Consider the following 18,858-nt stretch of genomic DNA (forward strand, 5'->3'; position numbering starts at 1 on the left):
GATAGCCGCCAGCTGTCGTCGCTGATCATCATCGCGCCTCCTAATTCGAGCCCGTCTGGGATATCCAACCGTGACCCGCTCGATCATCGCCGGCCACATCAGACGACGGGAGTGTCGAGCTCTGGGCCTGGGGTAGGGGCCGTATAGGCGAAGTCGTCGCCTGAAGATTGGTGTCCAAACCGATCTCGACAAGATCATGCGGCAGCAATGCGGTTTGCTCGTCGGCAACGATGTTGCTGGAGGTTCCATCGCTATTGCGACGCACAATCCTGTAGTTCTTCTGCGCTCTGCCAATACCCGGCGCCTCCGTGTTCATCTGAGCAAGTTGAGCGTCGTAGCCGGCCTGCTCGCCAAGAAGCTGCGCCACCTGGATATCGATCGCCGCTCTGCCGATCGCGAGGTTGACCTGATTCAGCAACTCCTGGTTTTCGCTGTTCTGCCTATTGACGATATTGATCTTGGAACGGTCGGCCTCACTGAGGCCCTGCCGAGCCGTGGTCAGCGCAACTTCGAGATCGATCAGGGTACCTTGGGCATCCGCAACCCAACGGTCGACAGACACCTGGCGGGAATTGCTGACCAACCCCTTGCTCACTAGGCTGTTGACATTGTCCAGTTCCTTTTGGGCAAGGTCAATCTGCCGCTTTTGCGAACTGATCTTGGCCTCGAGCGACTCGACCTGCTGACCATAGAGGCGGGCGAGGTCATTCGCCGCTTCGATCTGGCTATCGATATCGACGCGACGCAGCCGCATCAGGTTCAATTCCTGTGCCTTCAGCTTGTCGACGTCGGGCGTTCCCACGAGTTCGGCAGGAATCTCGAAACTCTGCGCACCGGCGATTTCCGCCCGCAGCCGCGCCTGCCGCATCAGGAGATCCCGCCGGTTGAGGACGGCGGTCCGAAAGGCCCCGGCTGCCTGAATCCGGTCGCGCTCGAAATAGGTATTGTCCTCGCTTTCCCGCAGAAAGCCGCCAGCGATGCTGATGGCCTTCATGACCGTCATCCGCGGTTCAAAAGGGTAGCGTCCCGGAGTTTGAACGGTGCCGGTCACAAAGATCGGAGCATGCTCGGCAACCTCCACGGCGATGTATGGCTTGCCAGGAAGTTCCGCCTTTTCGGCGAGCGCGCTGGCGATGGCATCGGCGAGTTCTTCGGATGTTTTTCCAGACGCCTGTACATGGCCAGCGATCGGGATCGACAAATCACCAGTATCGTCGATGGTATAGACGCCATCGAGAGCTTCCCAGCTGGCATAGCGGGAATCCGCTGAACGCCATTCGACGACACGAAGTCTGACCTTGTCTTCCGCCACGAGCGTGAAAGTTTGCGCGCAGGCGACGCTCCAGCCGGTCATGCAGCAGAAAACCAGCAAGGCGAGTGCGGAGACGACGCGATCGGGCAAGAATGTGGACTGCATTGATCTATCTCCGTTTCGTTGCGATAGGCGGCGACGCCATTGCGCGGGACGGCGGATTGCCGAATTCGAGAATGCGGGACGGTGCGGAGCGCGCGGCAAGAAGATCGGCGATCGCCAGCAAATTGCCGTTCAGACGGCCCCATCGGTCGACCAAGCGATCGTTGAACACTATGCCCAATGCGTTCGCCAGGATGTTGCGGCCGATCTGCGCTATCGCGCGGGTCTTCGACATCGTGCCCTTGCGGATCAGGTAGATAGGATTGGCAACCTGCGAATAGCCGAGTCTCCGGCCAGGCTGCCGCCCGGACCTAACGCCGAGATGCACTCCGCGGGCGCCTTCAACGCGCACGGACCTGCCGTAGCGGGCAATGGACCTGCTGAAATCGACGTCCTCAAGCCAGCCATAGAGCGGCAGTTGCTCGTCAAACGCCAGTGCGTGTTCGAGGACGGGGGCCAAGCGAACCGCCATATTGCACCCGTATGCATTATAGACATCCGTAACCCGATCGGACCCTTCGCCGGCAATGTGAAGAACCTGCAGGGCCTTCGACATGTCGAGCCCCCCATCAAGGACGCCGTCCGCCAGGACTTCGCCGGTAGCGATCGCGACGTCAGGTTTTGTTGCAAAGACGGCCATCATTCGTGACAGGAAGGTTGCCGCGGGAATGAAATCGTCGTCCAGGAAGATCAAGACATCCGTATCGACCGCGGCTGCCCGGATGATCGTGTTGCGCTGGGAGGTCAGGCCACGACTGCCGACAATGACTTCCACATCGAGGCGGCCGGCGAGCCCGGCGGCGTCGTCGATCCCCGGCACGCAGACGATTAACCGCTGCGGCTGATCCGGCAAGCCGGCGAGATATTCGATCGTTTCCAGCAGGATCGAAGGGCGCCCCGCCGAAGCAATTCCGATGGCAATCCGCAACGGTTGGCTCGGAAGCGGCGCTATTGCTTCCGTGTCGTGGGAAACAATCGTCGGTGCGATCCGGTCGCCCTGCCTGGACGTTTCTGCCGAACGGGCGGTCATGACTGCATGCTCTTCGGGGCGTGATTGATGATTGCGCCGAGGATCTCCGCGCCGACGTTCCGCATCGTGTCGATGACGCGCATGGCGTCGTCGATCGATGTGCGTCCGTACGAGGCGACAACCAAGACGCCGTCCAGCTCCGGCGCGATGGCGTTGGCATCCGGTGACGCGGAGAAGGCGGAAATGTCGACGAATATGGCGTCGAACTGCTTTTTCAGCTCGGCAAAGCTCAATTCCGTGCGGCGGGAACTCAGGCGAATGGCCGGTGTTACGGTATCCACCTTGCCGAGCGGCAGGAACTTCAGCGTCGGGGTGAGCGGCAAGGCGGCCGTCTGAATGAGGTCGCCATTGTCGAGGACATCGACGAGACCGCTGGAACTATGAGGCGCGAGCGCGTTGCTGAGCGATGATTTATGCGCGGCCGCATCAATCAAAAGTGTTTTCGCTCCAGATACCGATGACAGCACAGCAAGATCACTTGCGATGGTCGATGTTCCGCTGCCTGGATTGACGGCGACCACTCCGATGACGATCCGGCGCTTGCGCCGAAGTCCGACGACCGTTGCGCTCAGCTCCGCCATGCCAGGAATAGGGGGGTAGGCGGCTCTGCTGCTGTCCGTCCCCGCGGGGAAACGAGCCGGGTCGCCGTTCCCAATCCTTTTCGATGTCGCCAGCACTGTGACGAAGGGCAGACCGCAGGTTTCCGTGATCTGATGCGGGCGGACGAGCCGGCGGTCGCTGGCGTGCCTTATCATCGCGAGTGCGAGACCGGCACCGAGGCCGACAACCGCCGCAAAGGCTGCGATGAGCGTACTGCGTGGTCTCGCCTTCGAAAGAGGCAGCGTGGCCTGCGAGACGATCGTCGCATCGGAGATCGGATAAGTGATGCGCTGCCTGGCTTCGGTCAGCTGGTTCAAGGTGCTTTCATAAAGGGTTCGGCGGGCATCCGTCGCGCTCTGTAGCTCCGCAAGCTTGGCCTGGTCGCGTGGATTGCTCGTGAAACTGGCGAGGGCGCTGGCGGTATCCGCCAGCCCTCGCTGTTGCTCGGCTATGAATTTCGCCAGCCAGTCGCTGTATTGGCGGGCGGCGTTGGCTTTCATCGCGATATTCTTCTGGATATACTGTCTGGCAAGCGTGTCGGCGATGTCGACGGCCTTCTGAGGGTTGGATGCCGCAGCTGATATCTCGATGATCATCGAGTTTCCGATCCGTCGGATGTCCATCATGTTCAGCAGTTTGGCGGTTGCCCAGTCCTGGAGCCGTTCCTCCTCTGTCCGCGGTTGCGCTTCGCTCGCTCCCTTGCCCGCCGTATCCTGCGATGGAATATCCGCTTGCGATGAAAGCCCCATCAACCAATTCTTCGCTCTGTCCTGCAGGGAAGGCGTCTGATCGACAAACTCCGGGTCGTGAACAAGACCAAGTGCTGCGACCGTTCCGCCGACGACATCGCTCGATCTGGCGATCTCCAGCTGTCCTTCGATGAATGCATCTTCCGCGAACGCTCTCTGTGCTTCAGAGCCGCTCACCTGGGGGAAGATCACCAGCTGCGTGCTGGCGACGAAAGTCGGTTCGGCGGTCAGCAGGTAGATTCCGGCGATCGCCAGGAGAGCGATGGTGGTCACGACGATCCAATGCCAGCGCATTTTCAAAAAGAAGAGCATATCCCGCAGCGTCAGCGGCGAATTCCCGCCGCCTGTGGCTGCTGCAGGCAGGGATATGGGAGAGACACCGCTGAAGATCGTGCTGGAGGTCATGTCGTGCTAATCCGGAATGGGAAATCAAGGAATAACCAGGTAATGGCAGCTAGGAGGAGACGAGGAGAAGCGCATCGCCCCATCTCGGGCACGGTCGGCGGCCCCCTGAACGCTCAGTACGATCCGCGCTGGGAAAACAGCGCAGGAATGGTCTTGGCGATGATGACGAAGTCTCGAGCGAGCGACCAATTGTTGAGATAGTGGACGTCGAGAGAAACCCTGTAGTCGTAACTGACGTCGTTGCGCCCGCTGGTTTGCCATTGACCGGTCAGTCCCGGACGGACTGCCATATAGGCCCACATATGTTCACCGTAGCGCGGCAATTCCTCGGCTGTGACCGGGCGGGGTCCGACGAGGCTCATTTCGCCGCGCACGATATTGATCAGCTGGGGAAGCTCGTCGATGCTCGAGCGCCTGAGGATATCGCCGACTGCGGTAATCCTCGGATCGTTCTTCAGCTTGCGCGTTGCTTCCCATTCGCTGCGGGCCGCCGGGTTGTTCTGCAGCAGTTCGGCAAGCTGAGCGCTCGCATCGGTCTTCATCGTCCGGAACTTCATGCATCCGAAGGGCGCGCCGCCAAAGCCAATGCGTGTATGGGAATACAAGACGGGGCCGCGGTCGGACAGCTTCACGATCAATGCCACGATCAGCAGAAGCGGGGAGAGCAAGACCAGCGCGGTGATCGCGACAACAAGGTCGATAGCTCGCTTCGCCGACCTGCCCACTGAACGAGGCTGGGACTCCCGTAACTCGCCGCCCTTTGCCGTCCGTTCGACGCGCGACCAGGTCTCAAAACTGTGTGCTTCCCATGTCATCGCGGCCTCCAAAAAATTGCCGTCAAGAACCATTCAAAGCTTGCTGCGCCGCACCCTGATTGTCTGTTACCAAGGTCATAATTCTTAATTAATTCTTTATGCTACCACCATGAATAAGAGATTTCCGATCGCTTAGCTGTGTCATCAATTCTTTTAAGTGGTTCTGTAATCTCTACTAAGATGAATATTCTCTAATATTCGATATCGTAGTTCTGATGTTGCTTTTAACGCGTTGATTGTTTTTGATCAAAATAGTCTCTTTGTGTGCATGTATACTAGTTAGAACGATGAATTTTTGACCTTTGCGCCGCAAATTTTTGAGGGATTGAGACTTTAATTTGATATAGACTTGAAATTTTGTCACGCTTTGCTGATGTTATTTGACTAACGTACTAATCCAAGATAATTGGTGCAGTGCAGCATTTATTGAGTCATTCTCGTACTGGAGTGGAGTGCATGGACGGGATCACGCATGCATCAGATCGCAGACTCGGCATCGGCAAGGCCGCGATTTCGACCAATGGCGGCATTCGTCTCAACAGTGGTATCGTTATCGAAGATGAATTTCTTTCATGCCGCTCGAGCGTACGGCGTTTCCGTCGTGGCGAGGTCATTGCCGGCGCCGGCGTCCTTGTCGATATGTTCGCCCGCGTGCATTCGGGATTGGTCAGTGCAAGCACGATGCTGCCTGACGGCAGGGAATTCATCGTCGAAATCATTCCGAAAACAGGTCTGATCGGCGAGCTTGAAGTCTTGCGCCGGCAGACGTTGAACCTCGAATACCGAGCCGGTTCCAATTGCGAGCTGCATTTCTTCGAAGGCCGGCTGCTGCGCGACATGTATGCCAGCGATCCTTACTTCCGCGAAAAAGTTTTCTCCAGGGCCTTGGCGCGTATCTCGGAGCTTGAAGATAGGATCATCGCCAATGCGGCGTCGACGCTGCAGGCAAGATTGGCGAGCACGCTGCTGCGGCTCTCGGCTGTTTACGGAAAAGATGCCGCAAACAGCGGCGACGAAGTGATTATCTCGCAAAATGATCTGGCTGCAACGCTGCCGGCGTCCCGCGAGAAGGTCAATCAGTGCCTGCGGCGCCTGCGCGAATGCAAGATCATCGACGGAGGGCAGGGCAAGATCAGAATTCTCAATCGCAAGGCGCTTGAGGCCTGTGTAAATGGCGCGTTTTCGGTGAAGTGATGCACCCGTCGCTTTCCGATGTCCACGGATTCGCCGCAAATGCCAGCCGCTTTCCCGGCGGCGGCACACCAAGCATCGATCGCGTGGTCGTCATCGACGACTACTCGGTGGCCAGGGGCGGGGCAACAGGGTTGGCGGTCCTGTCAGCCAAACTTTTTCGAGGCCTGGATATCCCCGTCACTTATATTTGTGGGGATGACGCGGCCAACGCGGAGCTTGCTGCGCTTGGTGTCTCCATGGTTGGCTTGAACAGCCGCGATCTGCTGAGCGCCGACCGCGCGAAGGCTTTCGTGACCGGCATTCATAATGGGGCGGCAACCCGAATGGTTGCCAACTGGATTGCCGCAGAAGATACGGCAAAAACCGTCTATCACGTACATGGCTGGCATCAGATACTGTCACCGGCGCTTTTCCGAGCACTGGCTCCGGTCGCGGGACGGTGTTTGGTTCACGCCCATGACTTCTTCACCGCCTGCCCCAATGGCGCCTTCTTCGATTACCAAGCGCAAGAGATCTGCCTTCGGCGTCCGCTCGGTGCGGGCTGCATTGCGACGGCGTGCGACAAGCGAAGTTATTCGCACAAATTGTGGCGGGTCGCCCGCGGCTCGAATATCCTCAGGCTTTTGAAGGCGCAGGCCGATTTCGGCCGGATCATCCTGCTGCATGAGAAAATGGCGAGCTTTCTCGTCGGCGCCGGCTATCGGCCCGACCGGCTGACGACGATCCGCAATCCCGTCGCTCCCCTGTCGAAACAGCGCATCGAGGCGGAGGCGAACGACGAGTTCGTCTTCATCGGACGGCTCGATGAGGAAAAGGGTGTGGAGGACGCCGTGGCCGCGACGCGAAGAGCGGGTGCCAGGCTCTGCGTGATCGGTGACGGGCCGCTGAGGGGTTTGGTTGAGGCTTCCGGCGATCACGTCAGGACCGTCGGCTGGCAATCGCATGCGGAGATCGGCACCACGATCCGCAAAGCGCGGGCCTTGTTGATGCCCTCGCGTTATCCCGAACCGTTCGGCCTCGTGGCGATCGAAGCGGCGAGGAGCGGCCTCCCCGTGATCATGTCGCGCAACGCATTCCTTGCCGAAGAAATGGAGCAGGCCGGTATGGCATTCGCCTGCGACACGGGTGATGAGATCGTCTTTGCCGATGCCTTGATGCGTTTTAGCCAAATGCCGAGGCATGAAATCCGCGCCATGAGCGAGAGGGCTTTCCTGATGTCTCCGGATCTCGCCTCGACGCATGAGCAATGGCGCGACGCGCTCCTTGCCGAATATTGCAGGCTGCTTTCGACGAATGCGGTTCCCGAGCTGACAGACGGTGTGGCAACACAAGGAGCGTTCCTTTGACCTTCAAAGCAACAACCTCTCTTTCCGACGCAAGGGCATTTCTCGGCGATGCGCCGGTGATGTCGAAGAGACGCCTGGCCGAGGCAGGAAGCGTCAAGGAGACCGGGCAACTGCGCGTCGCTATCGTCCATTACTGGCTCGTCTCGATGCGCGGCGGCGAGAAGGTCGTCGAAGAATTGTGCCGCATGTTTCCGCAGGCTGACATCTTCACCCTCGTCTGCAACCGGGACCGCATCAGCGACTTTCTAAAGACGCGGAATATCCGCACTTCCTTTCTGCAGAAGATACCCGGCGCGCAGCGGCATTACACCAAGATGCTGCCGCTGATGCCCTTCGCGCTCGAGCAGTTCGATCTGCAGGATTACGATCTCGTGCTGTCGAGCGAATCCGGGCCGGCCAAAGGCATTATCACGCGCGCCGACGCGCTGCATGTCTGCTACTGCCATTCGCCGATGCGCTACATCTGGGATCAATTCCACGTTTACCGTCATGGCCTGCCTTGGGTAGGTCGTGCCTTGATGTCGATCACCGCGCCGATGCTGCGCGCCTGGGATGTGACGACAGCTTCGCGCGTCGATACCTTCATCGCCAATTCCGACTATGTCGCAAGCCGCATCCGGCGCTTCTATGACCGGGAATCCGTCGTCATCCACCCGCCCGTTGCGACCGATGACTTTGCGGTGGGGAAGGGTAAAGGCGAATTTTATCTCTATGCCGGGCAGCTGACGACCTACAAGCGGCCTGATATTGCGGTCCGCGCCTGCACCGAGGCCGGCCGGAAGCTCGTCGTGATCGGCGAGGGAGAACAGCTGTCCTATCTGAAGTCGATCGCCGGACCGACCGTTCAGTTCCTTGGTCATCAGCCTTTCAACGTGCTGCGCGACCACCTGTCGCGATGCCGCGCGTTGCTGTTTCCGGGCACCGAGGATTTCGGCATCCTGCCAGTGGAAGCCATGGCATCGGGCCGTCCGGTTCTCGCCTTCGACGCCGGCGGCGCCAGGGAAACCGTTTCGTCGCCGCAGGTCGGCTTCCGCTTTGCCGAACAGACGACGGAAGCGCTGCTGGAGACGATGGCAGCATTCGAAGAAATCGAGGACGATATCGATCCGCAAGCGATCCGCGCGCACTCGCTGAAATTCTCCTCCGCCGTGTTCCGCGATCGTCTGGCCGATCTCATTGAGCAACAGCTTTCCGCCCGAGGCGACCGATCCGCAGAGGGCCTGAGAAGACGGCCGGGCTGAGAACAGGGGCCGGAGCTGCGTCATCTTGCGGTCGCACTGAATCCGTCTCAATCCGCCAACGAGGAATAGATAGCAGATCATGTCAAGCGTATCTCAGAGGACGGCGACGGCAAGCATCTGGACGATCAGCGGAAAGTTCCTCGCGCGGCTGCTCGATTTTGTGAGCCTGCTTATCCTGGCGAGGCTTTTGAGTCCCGCGGACTTCGGTCTGGTCGCCATTGCAACCTCGGTTCTCGTCATCGTCGAAACGATTCTGGATCTGCCATTGACGCAGGCTCTGCTGCGACAGCCGTCGCCTTCCAAAGAGATGTTTGCCACGGCTTTCACTCTCAGCCTGCTTCGAGGGGCGGCTATCAGCCTGCTGATGATCGTCCTCTCCTGGCCGATGGCCCTGATCTACGGCGATCCCCGGCTTTTTGCCCTTGTCGCCGTTCTCTCGATCGCGCCTGCCATGCGCAGCATGGTCAGCCCGCGGATGGTGCTCTTCATGCAGCGGTTCGATTTCAAGCGCGAATTCGTGCTCGATCTGATTACCAAGGGATCGACATTGCTGTTCGGTATCGGCGTGGCGGTGGCGACGGGCAGCTATTGGGGGCTCGCGGTCGGCGCGGTCTCAGGCCCGACCGCGGCGATGATCACTTCTTATGTCTTTGCCCCGATGCGGCCGGCATTCAGTCTGTCGGAATGGAAGCATTTTCAAGACATGATCAGCTGGAACACCGTGTCGCAGGTGCTGAATTCGATCAACTGGCAGCTGGACCGGCTGCTCTTGCCGCGTTTTACCGGCCTGTCGACATTCGGAGCCTTCAGCGTCGCCGACAACATTGCCGGAATTCCGTATCAAACCTTCGTCGGGCCGTTGCTGCGCCCGCTGATGGCCGGATTCTCCACCGTCGAAGACCGCCGCAATCTGATCGCTGCCTACCTGAAGGCGACAAACGCGATCACCTTCGTTGCGGCCCCCGTTCTGATCGCGCTCGCCATGCTCGCCGAGCCGACCGTGCGCGTCCTCGTCGGCGAGAAATGGGCATCTGCCGTGCCGATCCTGCAATGGCTGTGCCTGGTCAGCCTACTCGGTCTTCCGACGAACATAGTGCCGGCATTGGCGATGGTAATGGACAAAACCCGTTCCCTCGCCTTGCGGATGTTTGCCGAGTTCCTGGTCAGAGTCCCCGTCACGATTCTCGGAATCGCCTATTTCCAGGTGGCGGGGGCGCTCGGCGCGCGTGTTGTGGCAGTGCTCGTCGCCTATGCTGCATCGCTGGTCATCACACGGCGGTTGATCGGGGCGAGTTTTGCCGCACAGCTGAGTTCCTTTTGCAGGCCACTGGCGGCGGGCCTGCCGATGATCGCTTTCCTGCTCTGGATAGAGCCGAAGCTCGCCGCCATGCCAGCCGGCTTCAGTCTGATCGTCAGCCTGGCGCTTGGCGGCGCGGCGGCAGCGACAATCTTCTGGGTCTTCGCGCTGTTCCTATGGCAGATTCTGGGAAGACCCGACGGCATTGAAACAATCGTCGTTAACAGGCTCGTGCCGCTACGAAACAGAGTTGTCATTTCATGAAAAAGACCGGTGCAGTCCAGCGATTGTTTTGGCGGTTTCGGAGGAGCGCAATGCGTTACGGCATTTCTTCTAAGAGCTTGGGTCTGCTCGTTGTTCTCGGTCTGGGGGCGTTGCCCAGCCAGCCTAGCGTCGCCCAGGAACCGATCAACATGAATGCCTATCAACTGACGTTCGAGGAGAATTTTGACAGCCTCGACGTCTCGGCGTGGGGAGAGAGAAGTTCCCGCTGGATCGCTCATACGCCCTGGGACGGCGATTTCGGCGATGCCCGCTTTACGGATCCGGCGCCCGATTTTCCGTTTACGACCGATCAGGGAATCCTGAAGATCGAAGCGCGCAAGGGAGAGGATGGAACCTGGCGCTCGGGCCTGCTCTCGGCAGTCAACCCGAAGGGTGAGGGCTTCTCGCAGCAGTTCGGTTATTTCGAAGCACGGATGAAGCTGCCGCCGGGCAAGGGTGTGTGGCCGGCCTTCTGGCTCATCGGGCTCGACCGCTCGAAATACACCGCCGAGATCGATGTCCTGGAATATTATGGACGCGCGCCCTACGAGTTCAGCATGGGCTTTCATATCTGGCGCCAGGCTCATGGCGGCCAGAATTCCAACGGCGGCAATTGGAAGACCGTCCAGGATGGTATTTTAAACAGCGAATATCATACCTACGGCGTCGATATCCAGGCCGACAAGACAACCTTCTACCTGGATCGCCAGTACCTGTGGAGCTTCGATACACCGACGGAGTTCCACATGCCTTTCTATCCGCTGGTGAATCTGGCGCTCGGCTCGGGTTGGCCGATCGACGAAACGCCGAACCCGTCCATCCTGCTCGTCGACTATATCCACGTCTACAAGCGCAAACCCGCTGATGTGGCGAACTGAACAAGCAGCGCCGTCCGTTCTATCGCTTGCTCCGGCAACTGAGACCGGTTTGCGGATCGAAGAGGTGCATCGCCTCCTCGTCGAAGAAGAGGGTGAGTTTGTCACCCTCACGGACCGGCGTGCGCGGCGGCAGGCAGGCCATCAACCGCTGGTTTCCGGCCAAGGCGGTGACGACGAGCTCCGGGCCGGTCAACTCCGCAACCTCTGAAGTTGCCTCGAGCGAAGCCCCGGATCCGGCCGTTCGAAGGGACTCCGGGCGGATGCCGAGAATGAGGTCGCGGCCATCGGCCGCCGCCTTGCCGAAACGGACGGGCAGAGGCAGGCTGGCATTGGAACCAGAGAGCACCAGTCGATCATCCCGGACGGTTGCCGTCAGCAGGTTCATCGGCGGCGCGCCGACGAAGGTGGCGACATAGAGCGTCGCCGGACTGTTGTAGATCTCTTCCGGCGTGCCCAGTTGCTCGATGCGGCCGTCGCGCATGACGGCGATGCGGCTGGCAAGCGTCATCGCCTCGATCTGGTCATGGGTGACATAGACGACCGTGGTCTTCAGCATCTGGTGCAGCCGCTTGATCTCGGTGCGCATTTCCATGCGCAGCTTGGCGTCGAGATTGGAAAGCGGCTCGTCGAAGAGAAACACCTCCGGCTTGCGCACCAGCGCACGGCCGATCGCAACGCGCTGCCGCTGGCCGCCCGAGAGCTGGCTCGGCTTGCGATCGAGCAGATTTTCAATCTGCAGGAGCTTTGCCGCATCGCGCACGGCCCTGTCGCGCTCCGGCGCCGGAACTTTGCGCATTTCCAGCCCGAAGCCGATGTTCCGGTGCACGGTCAGATTGGGATACAGCGCATAGGATTGAAAGACCATTGCGATGTCGCGGTCCTTTGGATGTACGCGGAGCACCGAGCGGCCGCCGATCCTGACATCACCGCTCGTCGCCTCGGCAAGGCCGGCGATGATGTTCAAGAGCGTTGACTTGCCGCAGCCGGAAGAACCGAGCAGGACGAGGAATTCGCCGCTTTCCAAAGAGATATCGATGCCTTTCAGCGTCTCGACGTCGCCATAGGTCTTGCGGATATTTTCGATTTCGAGCGCGCTCATGATTGTGGCTCCTGAGGAGAGGCCGGGTCGCCGTAGCTGCGGGGGAGGGTGGAGATGGCGCGCGAGGCGACCTCGGTTCCCGCTCTCAGGCAAGACGTCAAAGGTTCATCCTTTGCCAGCGCTGCGAGGAAGGCGGCATTGAAGACATCGCCGGCGCCGATCGTGTCGACGACCGCGACAACGGGCGCGGCCACCGACACCAGCTGGCCGTCAGGTCCGATCGCGATGGCGCCATCGGGGCCGCGTTTGACGACGACGATCGCACCTTGCGGCATATGCGAGCTGATGTGCCGGGCGGCTTCGATCGGATCGGCGATGCCGGCAAGCGTCGTCGTTTCGACCTCGTTGAGCAGCGCGATGCGGCTGCGAGAAAGCCAGGCCCGTGTCGCAGCGCAATTCTGCTCGGTCCAGCCGTCGAGCGGCCAGCCGGTGTCGAGGGCGACGGCGATGTCATGGCTCTCGGCCCAGTCGAAGAAGGCGTCATATTGGCTGGTCAGATCGTCGGTGAGAAAGCCGCCGCAGAGAAGCGCGTAGCCGCCGCGCAGACTTTTGCCGTCGATAACGGCGAAGACATCGCCCAGGCTGAAGCGCGGCAGGTGGCCACGCGTCGTGAAGAAGGTGCGTTCGCCGTCGGGGTGGGTGATGCCGACGGAGAGGGTCGTTTGTTCAGGACGCATCGGCCACTTATCGGAACGGTGGCCGAAGGCTTCGGCCAGCCAGCGACCGAACTGGTCGCTGCCGATATTGGCAGCGATCTCGAATTCGACTCCGAGCGCCTGCCAGGCGAGCGCACTGTTGCCGGCTGATCCACCGACGCGCAACTCGTCATGATCGACAATGATTTCCGTGCCGGCCTTGGGCCAGGGGGCGGCCGGTCCGAGGATCAGGTCGACATTGACGTTGCCGATGACTGCAAGCGGCCGCATTCATTCGCTCCGGGTAATCTTGGTGGATCGAACCGGCGTTCCGGCATTCTCGACGCGGGCGTCGGCAAAGGCGATCATCAGCCGCTGGGCGACCGGCAGCATGGCGAAGATCGCGGCAAGGCCGGTTGTCGGGGCGAAGCGGATTGTCACCGCGCCGGCCACTGAAGCTTCGCTCGATGAGTCAAAGATGATGACGGGAGCGCCGGTCTCGACAGCAGACATCGCCATTGCCGTTACCAGGCCGGCCGTCTCGTCCAGACCGCGGAACAGCACGACGCCAATCTCCGGCCCCAGCATTTCCATCGGGCCATGGCGGAGCTGCCCGCCTTCGAGGGAAAAGCAGGGGCGGCGCGAAAGCTCCGTCAATCCGAGCGCCAGCGCTTCGGCGACACCTTGCAGGCGGCGGCCTGACGTGACGACGGTCGCGACGTTTTCGAGTGCTGCAAGCGCGGCTGCGACGTCATGCTCTTCCGGCGACCTGAGGACGGCAAGCGCCGGGGCCGGATCTTCGCCAAGGGCGGCGAGGATTGCCAGATGCAAAGCAAAGGTCACCGTCAGGCTGCGGGTGGCTGCAAAGGCGAGCTCGGTGCCGCCGCTGCCGATCAGCGAGGGGGCGGTCCTGGCCAGGAAGGAACTGCCTTCAAGCGTCAGGCCGAAAGTTTCCGGCGTCCCGCCGGTCTCGTTGAACCAGCGCATGACCTCGGCGCTTTCGCCCGATTGCGAGGTAACGAAGATCGTCCTGCCGCCGATCGGCAGCGGCTGGCCGAGCTGCTCGGAAAGCGGCAGCGCGACGGCATCGATGCCAAGACCACGGTAGAGTGGTTCGACGGCGCGGTTTACCGCATGCGAGCCGCCCATGCCGATCAGGAGCAGGCGGCCGGTCTTTTTCAGCGAGGCGGCGGCTCTTGCCGCCATCGGTCCGGCCGTTTCATAGGAGGCGATTGCATCGGCGTGCTGGCGGGCCATTTCGCGATCGATCGCAGCAAGCCCGGCAGGCCGGTTTCTTTCTGTTGTCATGTTCATCCCTTGACGCCGCCGCTGGTAAGCCCGGAAATCAGGGCGCGTTGCATGACGAGACCGATCAACACCGGGGGCAGGGCGGCGAGCACGCCTGCCGTGGCGATCAGTCCGTAATCGGAGACGCGGCCGCCGGCGAGATCTGCGATAGCGACGGTCAGCGTTTTGGCGCGCTGGTCCGAGGTGAAGAGCAGCGCATAGAAGAATTCATCCCAGGCAAGCAGGAATGCAAAGAGGCTCGAGGTCGCCACCACCGGGGCGGCGAGCGGCAATGTGATGATCCGGAGCGTCTGGAACAGGCCGGCGCCGTCGATCATCGCGGCAGATTCGATCTCGCGCGGGATGGAATCGAAGCCGGATTTCATCAGCCAGGTGGTGAAGGGCGCCAGGATCGTCAAATAGACGAGGGCGAGGCCGAAGACGTTGTTCAGCATGCCGAGATGGGAGAGGCCCATATAGAGCGGTACGGCGAGCGCCACTGGCGGCAGCATATAAGTTGCGATCACCATCGACAGCGACCAGCCGACGGAAGGTGTGCGCGACACGGCCCAGCCGGCGGGAATGGCAAGCGCGATGGCGGCGATCGTCGCCGTGCCCGCCACCTCGATGCTGTTGCGCAGCGACGAGGTGAAGGCGGCGCCGGCGCTGTTTTCGAGTGTCGACAGCAGCACCTGGTATCGCGAAAAATCCACCGCCTGCGGCCACCAGCGCAGCGGCTTCGCGGCGAGATCGGCAGCCGGCGCGATGCTCATGATGAAAAGCCACAGGATCGGAGCCAGGATGACAGCGGCAAGCAGCAGGGCGCAGAGGTGAATGAATGCTGAGAAGAGCGGGCTCCGGCGTTCCATCAGGCGGCGCTCCCGGCGGTCTTACGCACGAGCGCCGCGTATCCTGCGGCAAGCAGCGTTACCAGCAGCGTGACGATCAGGGCGAGCGAAGCGCCCGAGCCCGCGCGCTGGAAGGAGAAGGCTTCCTGATAGACAAGGATTGAGAGCGTGCGTGTGCTATTGGCCGGGCCGCCGCGGGTCATGACCCAGATGATGTCGAACACCTTGAAGGCTTCGATCGTGCGCAGCACCAGCGCCACCATCAGCGGGCCGGCGAGATAGGGCAGGATGACGAAGCGGAAACGCGCGAAGGGGCCGGCGCCGTCGACGAGCGAGGCGGCGGTGATGTCGCGCGGAACGGCCTGGAGTGCGGCAAGCGCGATCAGTGCCACCAGCGGAAAATTCTTCCAGCAGTCGGCGACGATGAGGGCGGCGAGCGCCGTGCCCGGTTCGCCGAGCCAGGAGCGGTAGGCGTCGAGCAGACCGAGCTGCGTCAGCGCGGCATTCAACGCGCCGTATTCGGGGTTGTAAATCAGCCGCCAGAGGGTTGCGTTGACGACGGTCGGCAGCGCCCAGGGCAGGATCATCAGGGCGCGCAGCGCAGTGCGGCCACGGAATCGCTGGTTCAGCAGCAGGGCGGCAAGAACGCCGATCACCATTTCGGCGGCGACGGAGATGATCGCGAACCATGCGGTGGTGATGAGCGTACGCTGGAAATTCGAGCCGGAGAGCATCTTCACGTAATTGTCGAGGCCGACGAAGCGTCCTTCGGTGCCTACAAGCTTGGCATCGGTGAAGGAGAGGCCGACGGTATCGACCAGAGGCCAGCCGATCACCGAGATCATCACCACGAGAAGCGGCAGCATCAGAAGCCACGCGCGGGTTGTCAGCCGAGTGCCCGACATCGAGGCGACCCTTTTCATTCATAGGTTATGGAGGCCGGGCGGCGGCAGGCGCCGCCCGGATGTTCATGCCGGGCTCAGAGACCGCTGTTTTCGGCGGCCGATTTCAGCGCGTCCTCGGGGGTGGACTGGCCGAGCAGCGATTCCTGGATCGCCTGCTGCAGCGCGGTCGACAGCTCCTGATATTTCGGCGTCGTCGGGCGCGGATACATGGCGGCGAGGCCGATCTTGGCGGCGGCTATCAGCTCTTCCTGCCCCTTGGTGACGGCAGGGTCCTCATAGGAGGATGCCCAGATCGGCAGGCTGAGCTTGGCATAGGCATTCTGCGTGGCCTGCGAGGTCATGAAGGTAATGTACTTCCAGGCCTCATCGGGATGCTGGCTGGCGGAGGTGATGCCGAGGCCCATCGAGCCGTTGACGGCCGAAGCTTCGCTTTTGCCGGCAACGCCTGGCGCCGGCACGACGCCGACCTTACCAGCGACCTTGCTGTCCTTCGGGTCGTTGGCCATGTTGTACATGTAGGTCCAGTTCAGCGCGAAGGCGGCATCGCCGTTCTGGAAAACCTTGCGGACGTCCTCTTCTAGGAATTCCTTGGAGTTCGGATTGGTCAGGCCTGACGTATAGCTCGTAACCATGTATTTCAGCGCATCGAGACCGCCCCCGGTCTGGAAGGCCGGCTTGCCGTCCTTCAGGAAATCGCCGCCATAGGCGCTGACGAGCGTGGTGTAGTCGCAGATGGCGGCTTCGGCCTGCGACCAGCTCCAGGCGATCGGCGTGGCGAGCAGACCCTTGTCCTTGATGGTCTTTGCCTGTTCGGCCAGTTCGTCCCAGGTCTTCGGTGGCGCCTTGATGCCGGCCTTCTCCAGGATCTCCTTGTTGTAGAACAGATATTTCGTATCGAGGATCCACGGCATGCCGTAATATTTGCCGTCATACTGCACGGTGGTCCAGGCGCCCGGCAGCACGCCTTTCTTCATCTCGTCGGTGATGCGGGAGGAGACGTCGACCAGCACCTTGTTGGTGGCGTATTCGGCCGGCCAGATGACGTCGAAGAGGACGACGTCGTAGCCGCCGCCGGAACCCTGGGCCAGCACCGTCTTATCGTGCAGGCCTTCATAGGGGACGAATTCGAGATTGACCTTGATATCCGGGTTCGCCTTGACGAAGGCATCGGTCATGGCGCGCACGTCGGCCTCGCTGTAAGCGGCCTGCGCCATGAAAAGTGCATTCAGCGCCGTTTCGGCGAAAGCATGCGGAGCAAAGGATGCGCCGATCAAGGCCGCACCCAGAAGCGTCTTATTGAGAGATTTCAGCATTGCAGCCTCCAGTTTTTGAAATTTACGCATGACCGAGGGCGGTTTCGCCGCCATCGATTTTCGAGAAGGCACGCGTGAAAAAGCGTGCCGGGTCATCATCTCGGAGCGTCTTTGGATGCCCTTCGCGGCCTCCTGCGTTCCCTGGGACTCTCCGGTCCCTATTAAGTCAAATGTCTTGACTTATTACTTTGCCAACATTCTACTGGAGTCAAGAGGCAATTGACACATGAGCGACATCAGGCCGATCCGAGCCAAGAGCGGCACCAATCACGAAGGCACCAGCGCGCATAACAGGCGCGTGATGATCGATGCGTTGAGGATCAATGGTGCGCTCTCACGCGCCGATCTGGCGCGGGCGACGCGGCTGACCAAGCAGACGGTGTCGAATATCATCGAGGAGCTCGAGCGCGATGGTCTCGTCGGTTCGCAGGAGGCTGTGCGCAAGGGCAGGGGCCAGCCCTCGACGCCCTACGGCCTGGTGCCCGAAGGCGCTTTCGCGATCGGCCTGCAGATCGACCGGCACGTGACGCGGGCGGTCGCCGTCGATCTCGTCGGCAGCGTTCTCGTACGCGCAGAAGCCGGACTGCCGCCCGGAGGTCCGGCGACGGGAACGAAGGTCATTCTCGATCTCGTCGCCGGTGTGCGTTCCAGGCTTGCCGTTATCGTCCAGCAGTCGGAAAAACGGCTGGTCGGCCTCGGCGCCGCAATGCCTGGCCCGTTCGGCATGGAAGGCAGCGGCGACGATCCCTGGATGATGGAGGCTTGGCAGAAGTTTCCGCTCCTGGAAACGCTGAGCGACGGCACCGGCCTCGATGTCAGTCTTCAGAACGATGCGGCAGCGGCTGCGACCGCCGAGCGCATGGTGGGAGCCGCCCACGGCATCGACCATGCCGTCTGTCTGTTCGTCGGCTACGGCATCGGCGCCGGCCTGATCCTGAATGGCGAGCTCTATCGCGGCGCCAACGGCAATGCCGGCGAGATCGGCATGGCGCTGCTGTTTGCCGACGGCAAAACGACGCCGCTCGAACATCGCGCCTCGCTCGCCTCGCTCTACCAGCACCTACCGGCCGATCCGGCCGATCCCGATCTCCATGCGCGCATCAACGAGCTTGCCTCCAGCGGGGATCCAAGCTTCGAGGCCTGGATCGAGGCGGCGGCGGCGGACCTGCGCTGGAGCATCCATCTCATCGAGACTGTCTTCGATCCGCAGACGGTGATCCTCTGCGGCAGCGCACCGGAAGCGCTGGTGAACAGGCTGATTGCAGCGATCGGCCCGCTGCTGCCTTCGATCGCCGAGAGGCGCGGCCGGATGCTGCCACGGCTGCAGCCCGGCATGGCCGATCCCTGGTCGGTGGCGCTCGGCGCGGCCGCCGGCCCGATCAGCCGTGCATTCGATCCGCGCTTTGCTGCAATTTTGAAGGATTCTCTGTGATTTTCGGGCTGAAACCGGGCGTTGCACAGCAGCGCAACGATAAAAACGCGAATGTTTTTCGCAAGTTTCGTTGTCTTCGGCCGCGCGAACAGGGATGCCTTGCAGC

16 protein-coding genes are annotated in these 18,858 nt (G+C 61.2%); 6 read left to right on the forward strand and 10 right to left on the reverse strand.

Going from position 1 to position 18,858, the window contains the following annotated elements; genetic code table 11:
* Positions 1-40: 40 nt before the first annotated feature.
* The 4 genes from PH551_RS18120 to PH551_RS18135 form a co-directional block, all read right to left on the reverse strand.
* A complete protein-coding gene (locus PH551_RS18120) occupies positions 41-1,417 on the reverse strand; it encodes a polysaccharide biosynthesis/export family protein (protein ID WP_285194072.1) in 1,377 nt (458 codons plus the stop codon).
* Positions 1,418-1,421: 4 nt separating this feature from the next.
* A complete protein-coding gene (locus tag PH551_RS18125; RefSeq protein WP_285194074.1) occupies positions 1,422-2,444 on the reverse strand; it encodes a glycosyltransferase family 2 protein in 1,023 nt (340 codons plus the stop codon).
* On the reverse strand, positions 2,441-4,198 hold the full coding sequence (locus tag PH551_RS18130; protein ID WP_285194076.1) for a GumC family protein: 1,758 nt from the start codon (positions 4,196-4,198) through the stop codon (positions 2,441-2,443). Before PH551_RS18130 ends, PH551_RS18125 begins: the two co-directional genes overlap by 4 nt.
* Positions 4,199-4,311: 113 nt before the next feature.
* A complete protein-coding gene (locus PH551_RS18135) occupies positions 4,312-5,013 on the reverse strand; it encodes a sugar transferase (protein WP_221113589.1) in 702 nt (233 codons plus the stop codon).
* Positions 5,014-5,469: 456 nt separating this feature from the next.
* Here PH551_RS18135 and PH551_RS18140 point away from each other — a divergent pair, with 456 nt between their 5' ends.
* The 5 genes from PH551_RS18140 to PH551_RS18160 all read left to right on the forward strand — a co-directional run bounded on the left by PH551_RS18140 (position 5,470) and on the right by PH551_RS18160 (position 11,233).
* Positions 5,470-6,207 (forward strand): Crp/Fnr family transcriptional regulator, encoded by a 738-nt coding sequence (locus tag PH551_RS18140; protein ID WP_085779244.1) that lies wholly within the window; start codon positions 5,470-5,472, stop codon positions 6,205-6,207.
* A complete protein-coding gene (locus tag PH551_RS18145; protein WP_483315428.1) occupies positions 6,207-7,553 on the forward strand; it encodes a glycosyltransferase family 4 protein in 1,347 nt (448 codons plus the stop codon). Before PH551_RS18140 ends, PH551_RS18145 begins: the two co-directional genes overlap by 1 nt.
* Positions 7,550-8,794, forward strand: a complete 1,245-nt coding sequence (locus PH551_RS18150; protein WP_285194078.1) for a glycosyltransferase family 4 protein — start codon at positions 7,550-7,552, stop codon at positions 8,792-8,794. The genes PH551_RS18145 and PH551_RS18150 overlap by 4 nt, the downstream gene beginning before the upstream one ends.
* A 79-nt stretch (positions 8,795-8,873) precedes the next feature.
* Positions 8,874-10,355 (forward strand): lipopolysaccharide biosynthesis protein, encoded by a 1,482-nt coding sequence (locus PH551_RS18155; RefSeq protein ID WP_285194079.1) that lies wholly within the window; start codon positions 8,874-8,876, stop codon positions 10,353-10,355.
* Between the two features lie 50 nt (positions 10,356-10,405).
* Positions 10,406-11,233, forward strand: a complete 828-nt coding sequence (locus PH551_RS18160) for a glycoside hydrolase family 16 protein (protein ID WP_285194080.1) — start codon at positions 10,406-10,408, stop codon at positions 11,231-11,233.
* 19 nt (positions 11,234-11,252) lie between these two features.
* Here PH551_RS18160 and PH551_RS18165 read toward each other — a convergent pair whose 3' ends face one another.
* The 6 genes from PH551_RS18165 to PH551_RS18190 all read right to left on the reverse strand — a co-directional run bounded on the left by PH551_RS18165 (position 11,253) and on the right by PH551_RS18190 (position 17,320).
* Entirely contained in the window at positions 11,253-12,332 is a 1,080-nt protein-coding gene (locus PH551_RS18165) for an ABC transporter ATP-binding protein (protein ID WP_285194081.1), read from the reverse strand.
* Positions 12,329-13,258 carry a PfkB family carbohydrate kinase gene (locus tag PH551_RS18170; RefSeq protein ID WP_285194082.1) on the reverse strand — a complete coding sequence of 310 codons (930 nt, stop codon included), beginning with the start codon at positions 13,256-13,258 and terminating at the stop codon, positions 12,329-12,331. Before PH551_RS18170 ends, PH551_RS18165 begins: the two co-directional genes overlap by 4 nt.
* Complete coding sequence (locus PH551_RS18175) at positions 13,259-14,281, reverse strand: SIS domain-containing protein (RefSeq protein WP_285194083.1); 1,023 nt, start codon at positions 14,279-14,281, stop codon at positions 13,259-13,261.
* Positions 14,278-15,123, reverse strand: coding sequence for a carbohydrate ABC transporter permease (locus PH551_RS18180; protein WP_285194084.1), 846 nt, complete (start codon positions 15,121-15,123; stop codon positions 14,278-14,280). The genes PH551_RS18175 and PH551_RS18180 overlap by 4 nt, the downstream gene beginning before the upstream one ends.
* A complete protein-coding gene (locus tag PH551_RS18185; RefSeq protein WP_285194085.1) occupies positions 15,123-16,007 on the reverse strand; it encodes a carbohydrate ABC transporter permease in 885 nt (294 codons plus the stop codon). The genes PH551_RS18180 and PH551_RS18185 overlap by 1 nt, the downstream gene beginning before the upstream one ends.
* 74 nt (positions 16,008-16,081) lie before the next feature.
* Positions 16,082-17,320 (reverse strand): extracellular solute-binding protein, encoded by a 1,239-nt coding sequence (locus PH551_RS18190; RefSeq protein ID WP_285194087.1) that lies wholly within the window; start codon positions 17,318-17,320, stop codon positions 16,082-16,084.
* A 226-nt stretch (positions 17,321-17,546) separates the two neighbouring features.
* Here PH551_RS18190 and PH551_RS18195 point away from each other — a divergent pair, with 226 nt between their 5' ends.
* On the forward strand, positions 17,547-18,752 hold the full coding sequence (locus PH551_RS18195; RefSeq protein WP_285194089.1) for an ROK family transcriptional regulator: 1,206 nt from the start codon (positions 17,547-17,549) through the stop codon (positions 18,750-18,752).
* Positions 18,753-18,858 lie beyond the last annotated feature (106 nt).

It is taken from the genome of Rhizobium atlanticum (genome assembly GCF_030182485.1).
Classification (GTDB): Bacteria; Pseudomonadota; Alphaproteobacteria; order Rhizobiales; family Rhizobiaceae; genus Rhizobium.

Bases quoted from the DNA above. Each gene is read 5' to 3' on its own strand.
- PH551_RS18120 (WP_285194072.1), bottom strand. From the start codon at position 1,417: ATGCAGTCCACATTCTTGCCCGATCGCGTCGTCTCCGCACTCGCCTTG.
- PH551_RS18125 (WP_285194074.1), bottom strand. From the start codon at position 2,444: ATGACCGCCCGTTCGGCAGAAACGTCCAGGCAGGGCGACCGGATCGCA.
- PH551_RS18130 (WP_285194076.1), bottom strand. From the start codon at position 4,198: ATGACCTCCAGCACGATCTTCAGCGGTGTCTCTCCCATATCCCTGCCT.
- PH551_RS18135 (WP_221113589.1), bottom strand. From the start codon at position 5,013: ATGACATGGGAAGCACACAGTTTTGAGACCTGGTCGCGCGTCGAACGG.
- PH551_RS18140 (WP_085779244.1), top strand. From the start codon at position 5,470: ATGGACGGGATCACGCATGCATCAGATCGCAGACTCGGCATCGGCAAG.
- PH551_RS18145 (WP_483315428.1), top strand. From the start codon at position 6,207: ATGCACCCGTCGCTTTCCGATGTCCACGGATTCGCCGCAAATGCCAGC.
- PH551_RS18155 (WP_285194079.1), top strand. From the start codon at position 8,874: ATGTCAAGCGTATCTCAGAGGACGGCGACGGCAAGCATCTGGACGATC.
- PH551_RS18160 (WP_285194080.1), top strand. From the start codon at position 10,406: ATGCGTTACGGCATTTCTTCTAAGAGCTTGGGTCTGCTCGTTGTTCTC.
- PH551_RS18165 (WP_285194081.1), bottom strand. From the start codon at position 12,332: ATGAGCGCGCTCGAAATCGAAAATATCCGCAAGACCTATGGCGACGTC.
- PH551_RS18170 (WP_285194082.1), bottom strand. From the start codon at position 13,258: ATGCGGCCGCTTGCAGTCATCGGCAACGTCAATGTCGACCTGATCCTC.
- PH551_RS18175 (WP_285194083.1), bottom strand. From the start codon at position 14,281: ATGAACATGACAACAGAAAGAAACCGGCCTGCCGGGCTTGCTGCGATC.
- PH551_RS18180 (WP_285194084.1), bottom strand. From the start codon at position 15,123: ATGGAACGCCGGAGCCCGCTCTTCTCAGCATTCATTCACCTCTGCGCC.
- PH551_RS18185 (WP_285194085.1), bottom strand. From the start codon at position 16,007: ATGTCGGGCACTCGGCTGACAACCCGCGCGTGGCTTCTGATGCTGCCG.
- PH551_RS18190 (WP_285194087.1), bottom strand. From the start codon at position 17,320: ATGCTGAAATCTCTCAATAAGACGCTTCTGGGTGCGGCCTTGATCGGC.
- PH551_RS18195 (WP_285194089.1), top strand. From the start codon at position 17,547: ATGAGCGACATCAGGCCGATCCGAGCCAAGAGCGGCACCAATCACGAA.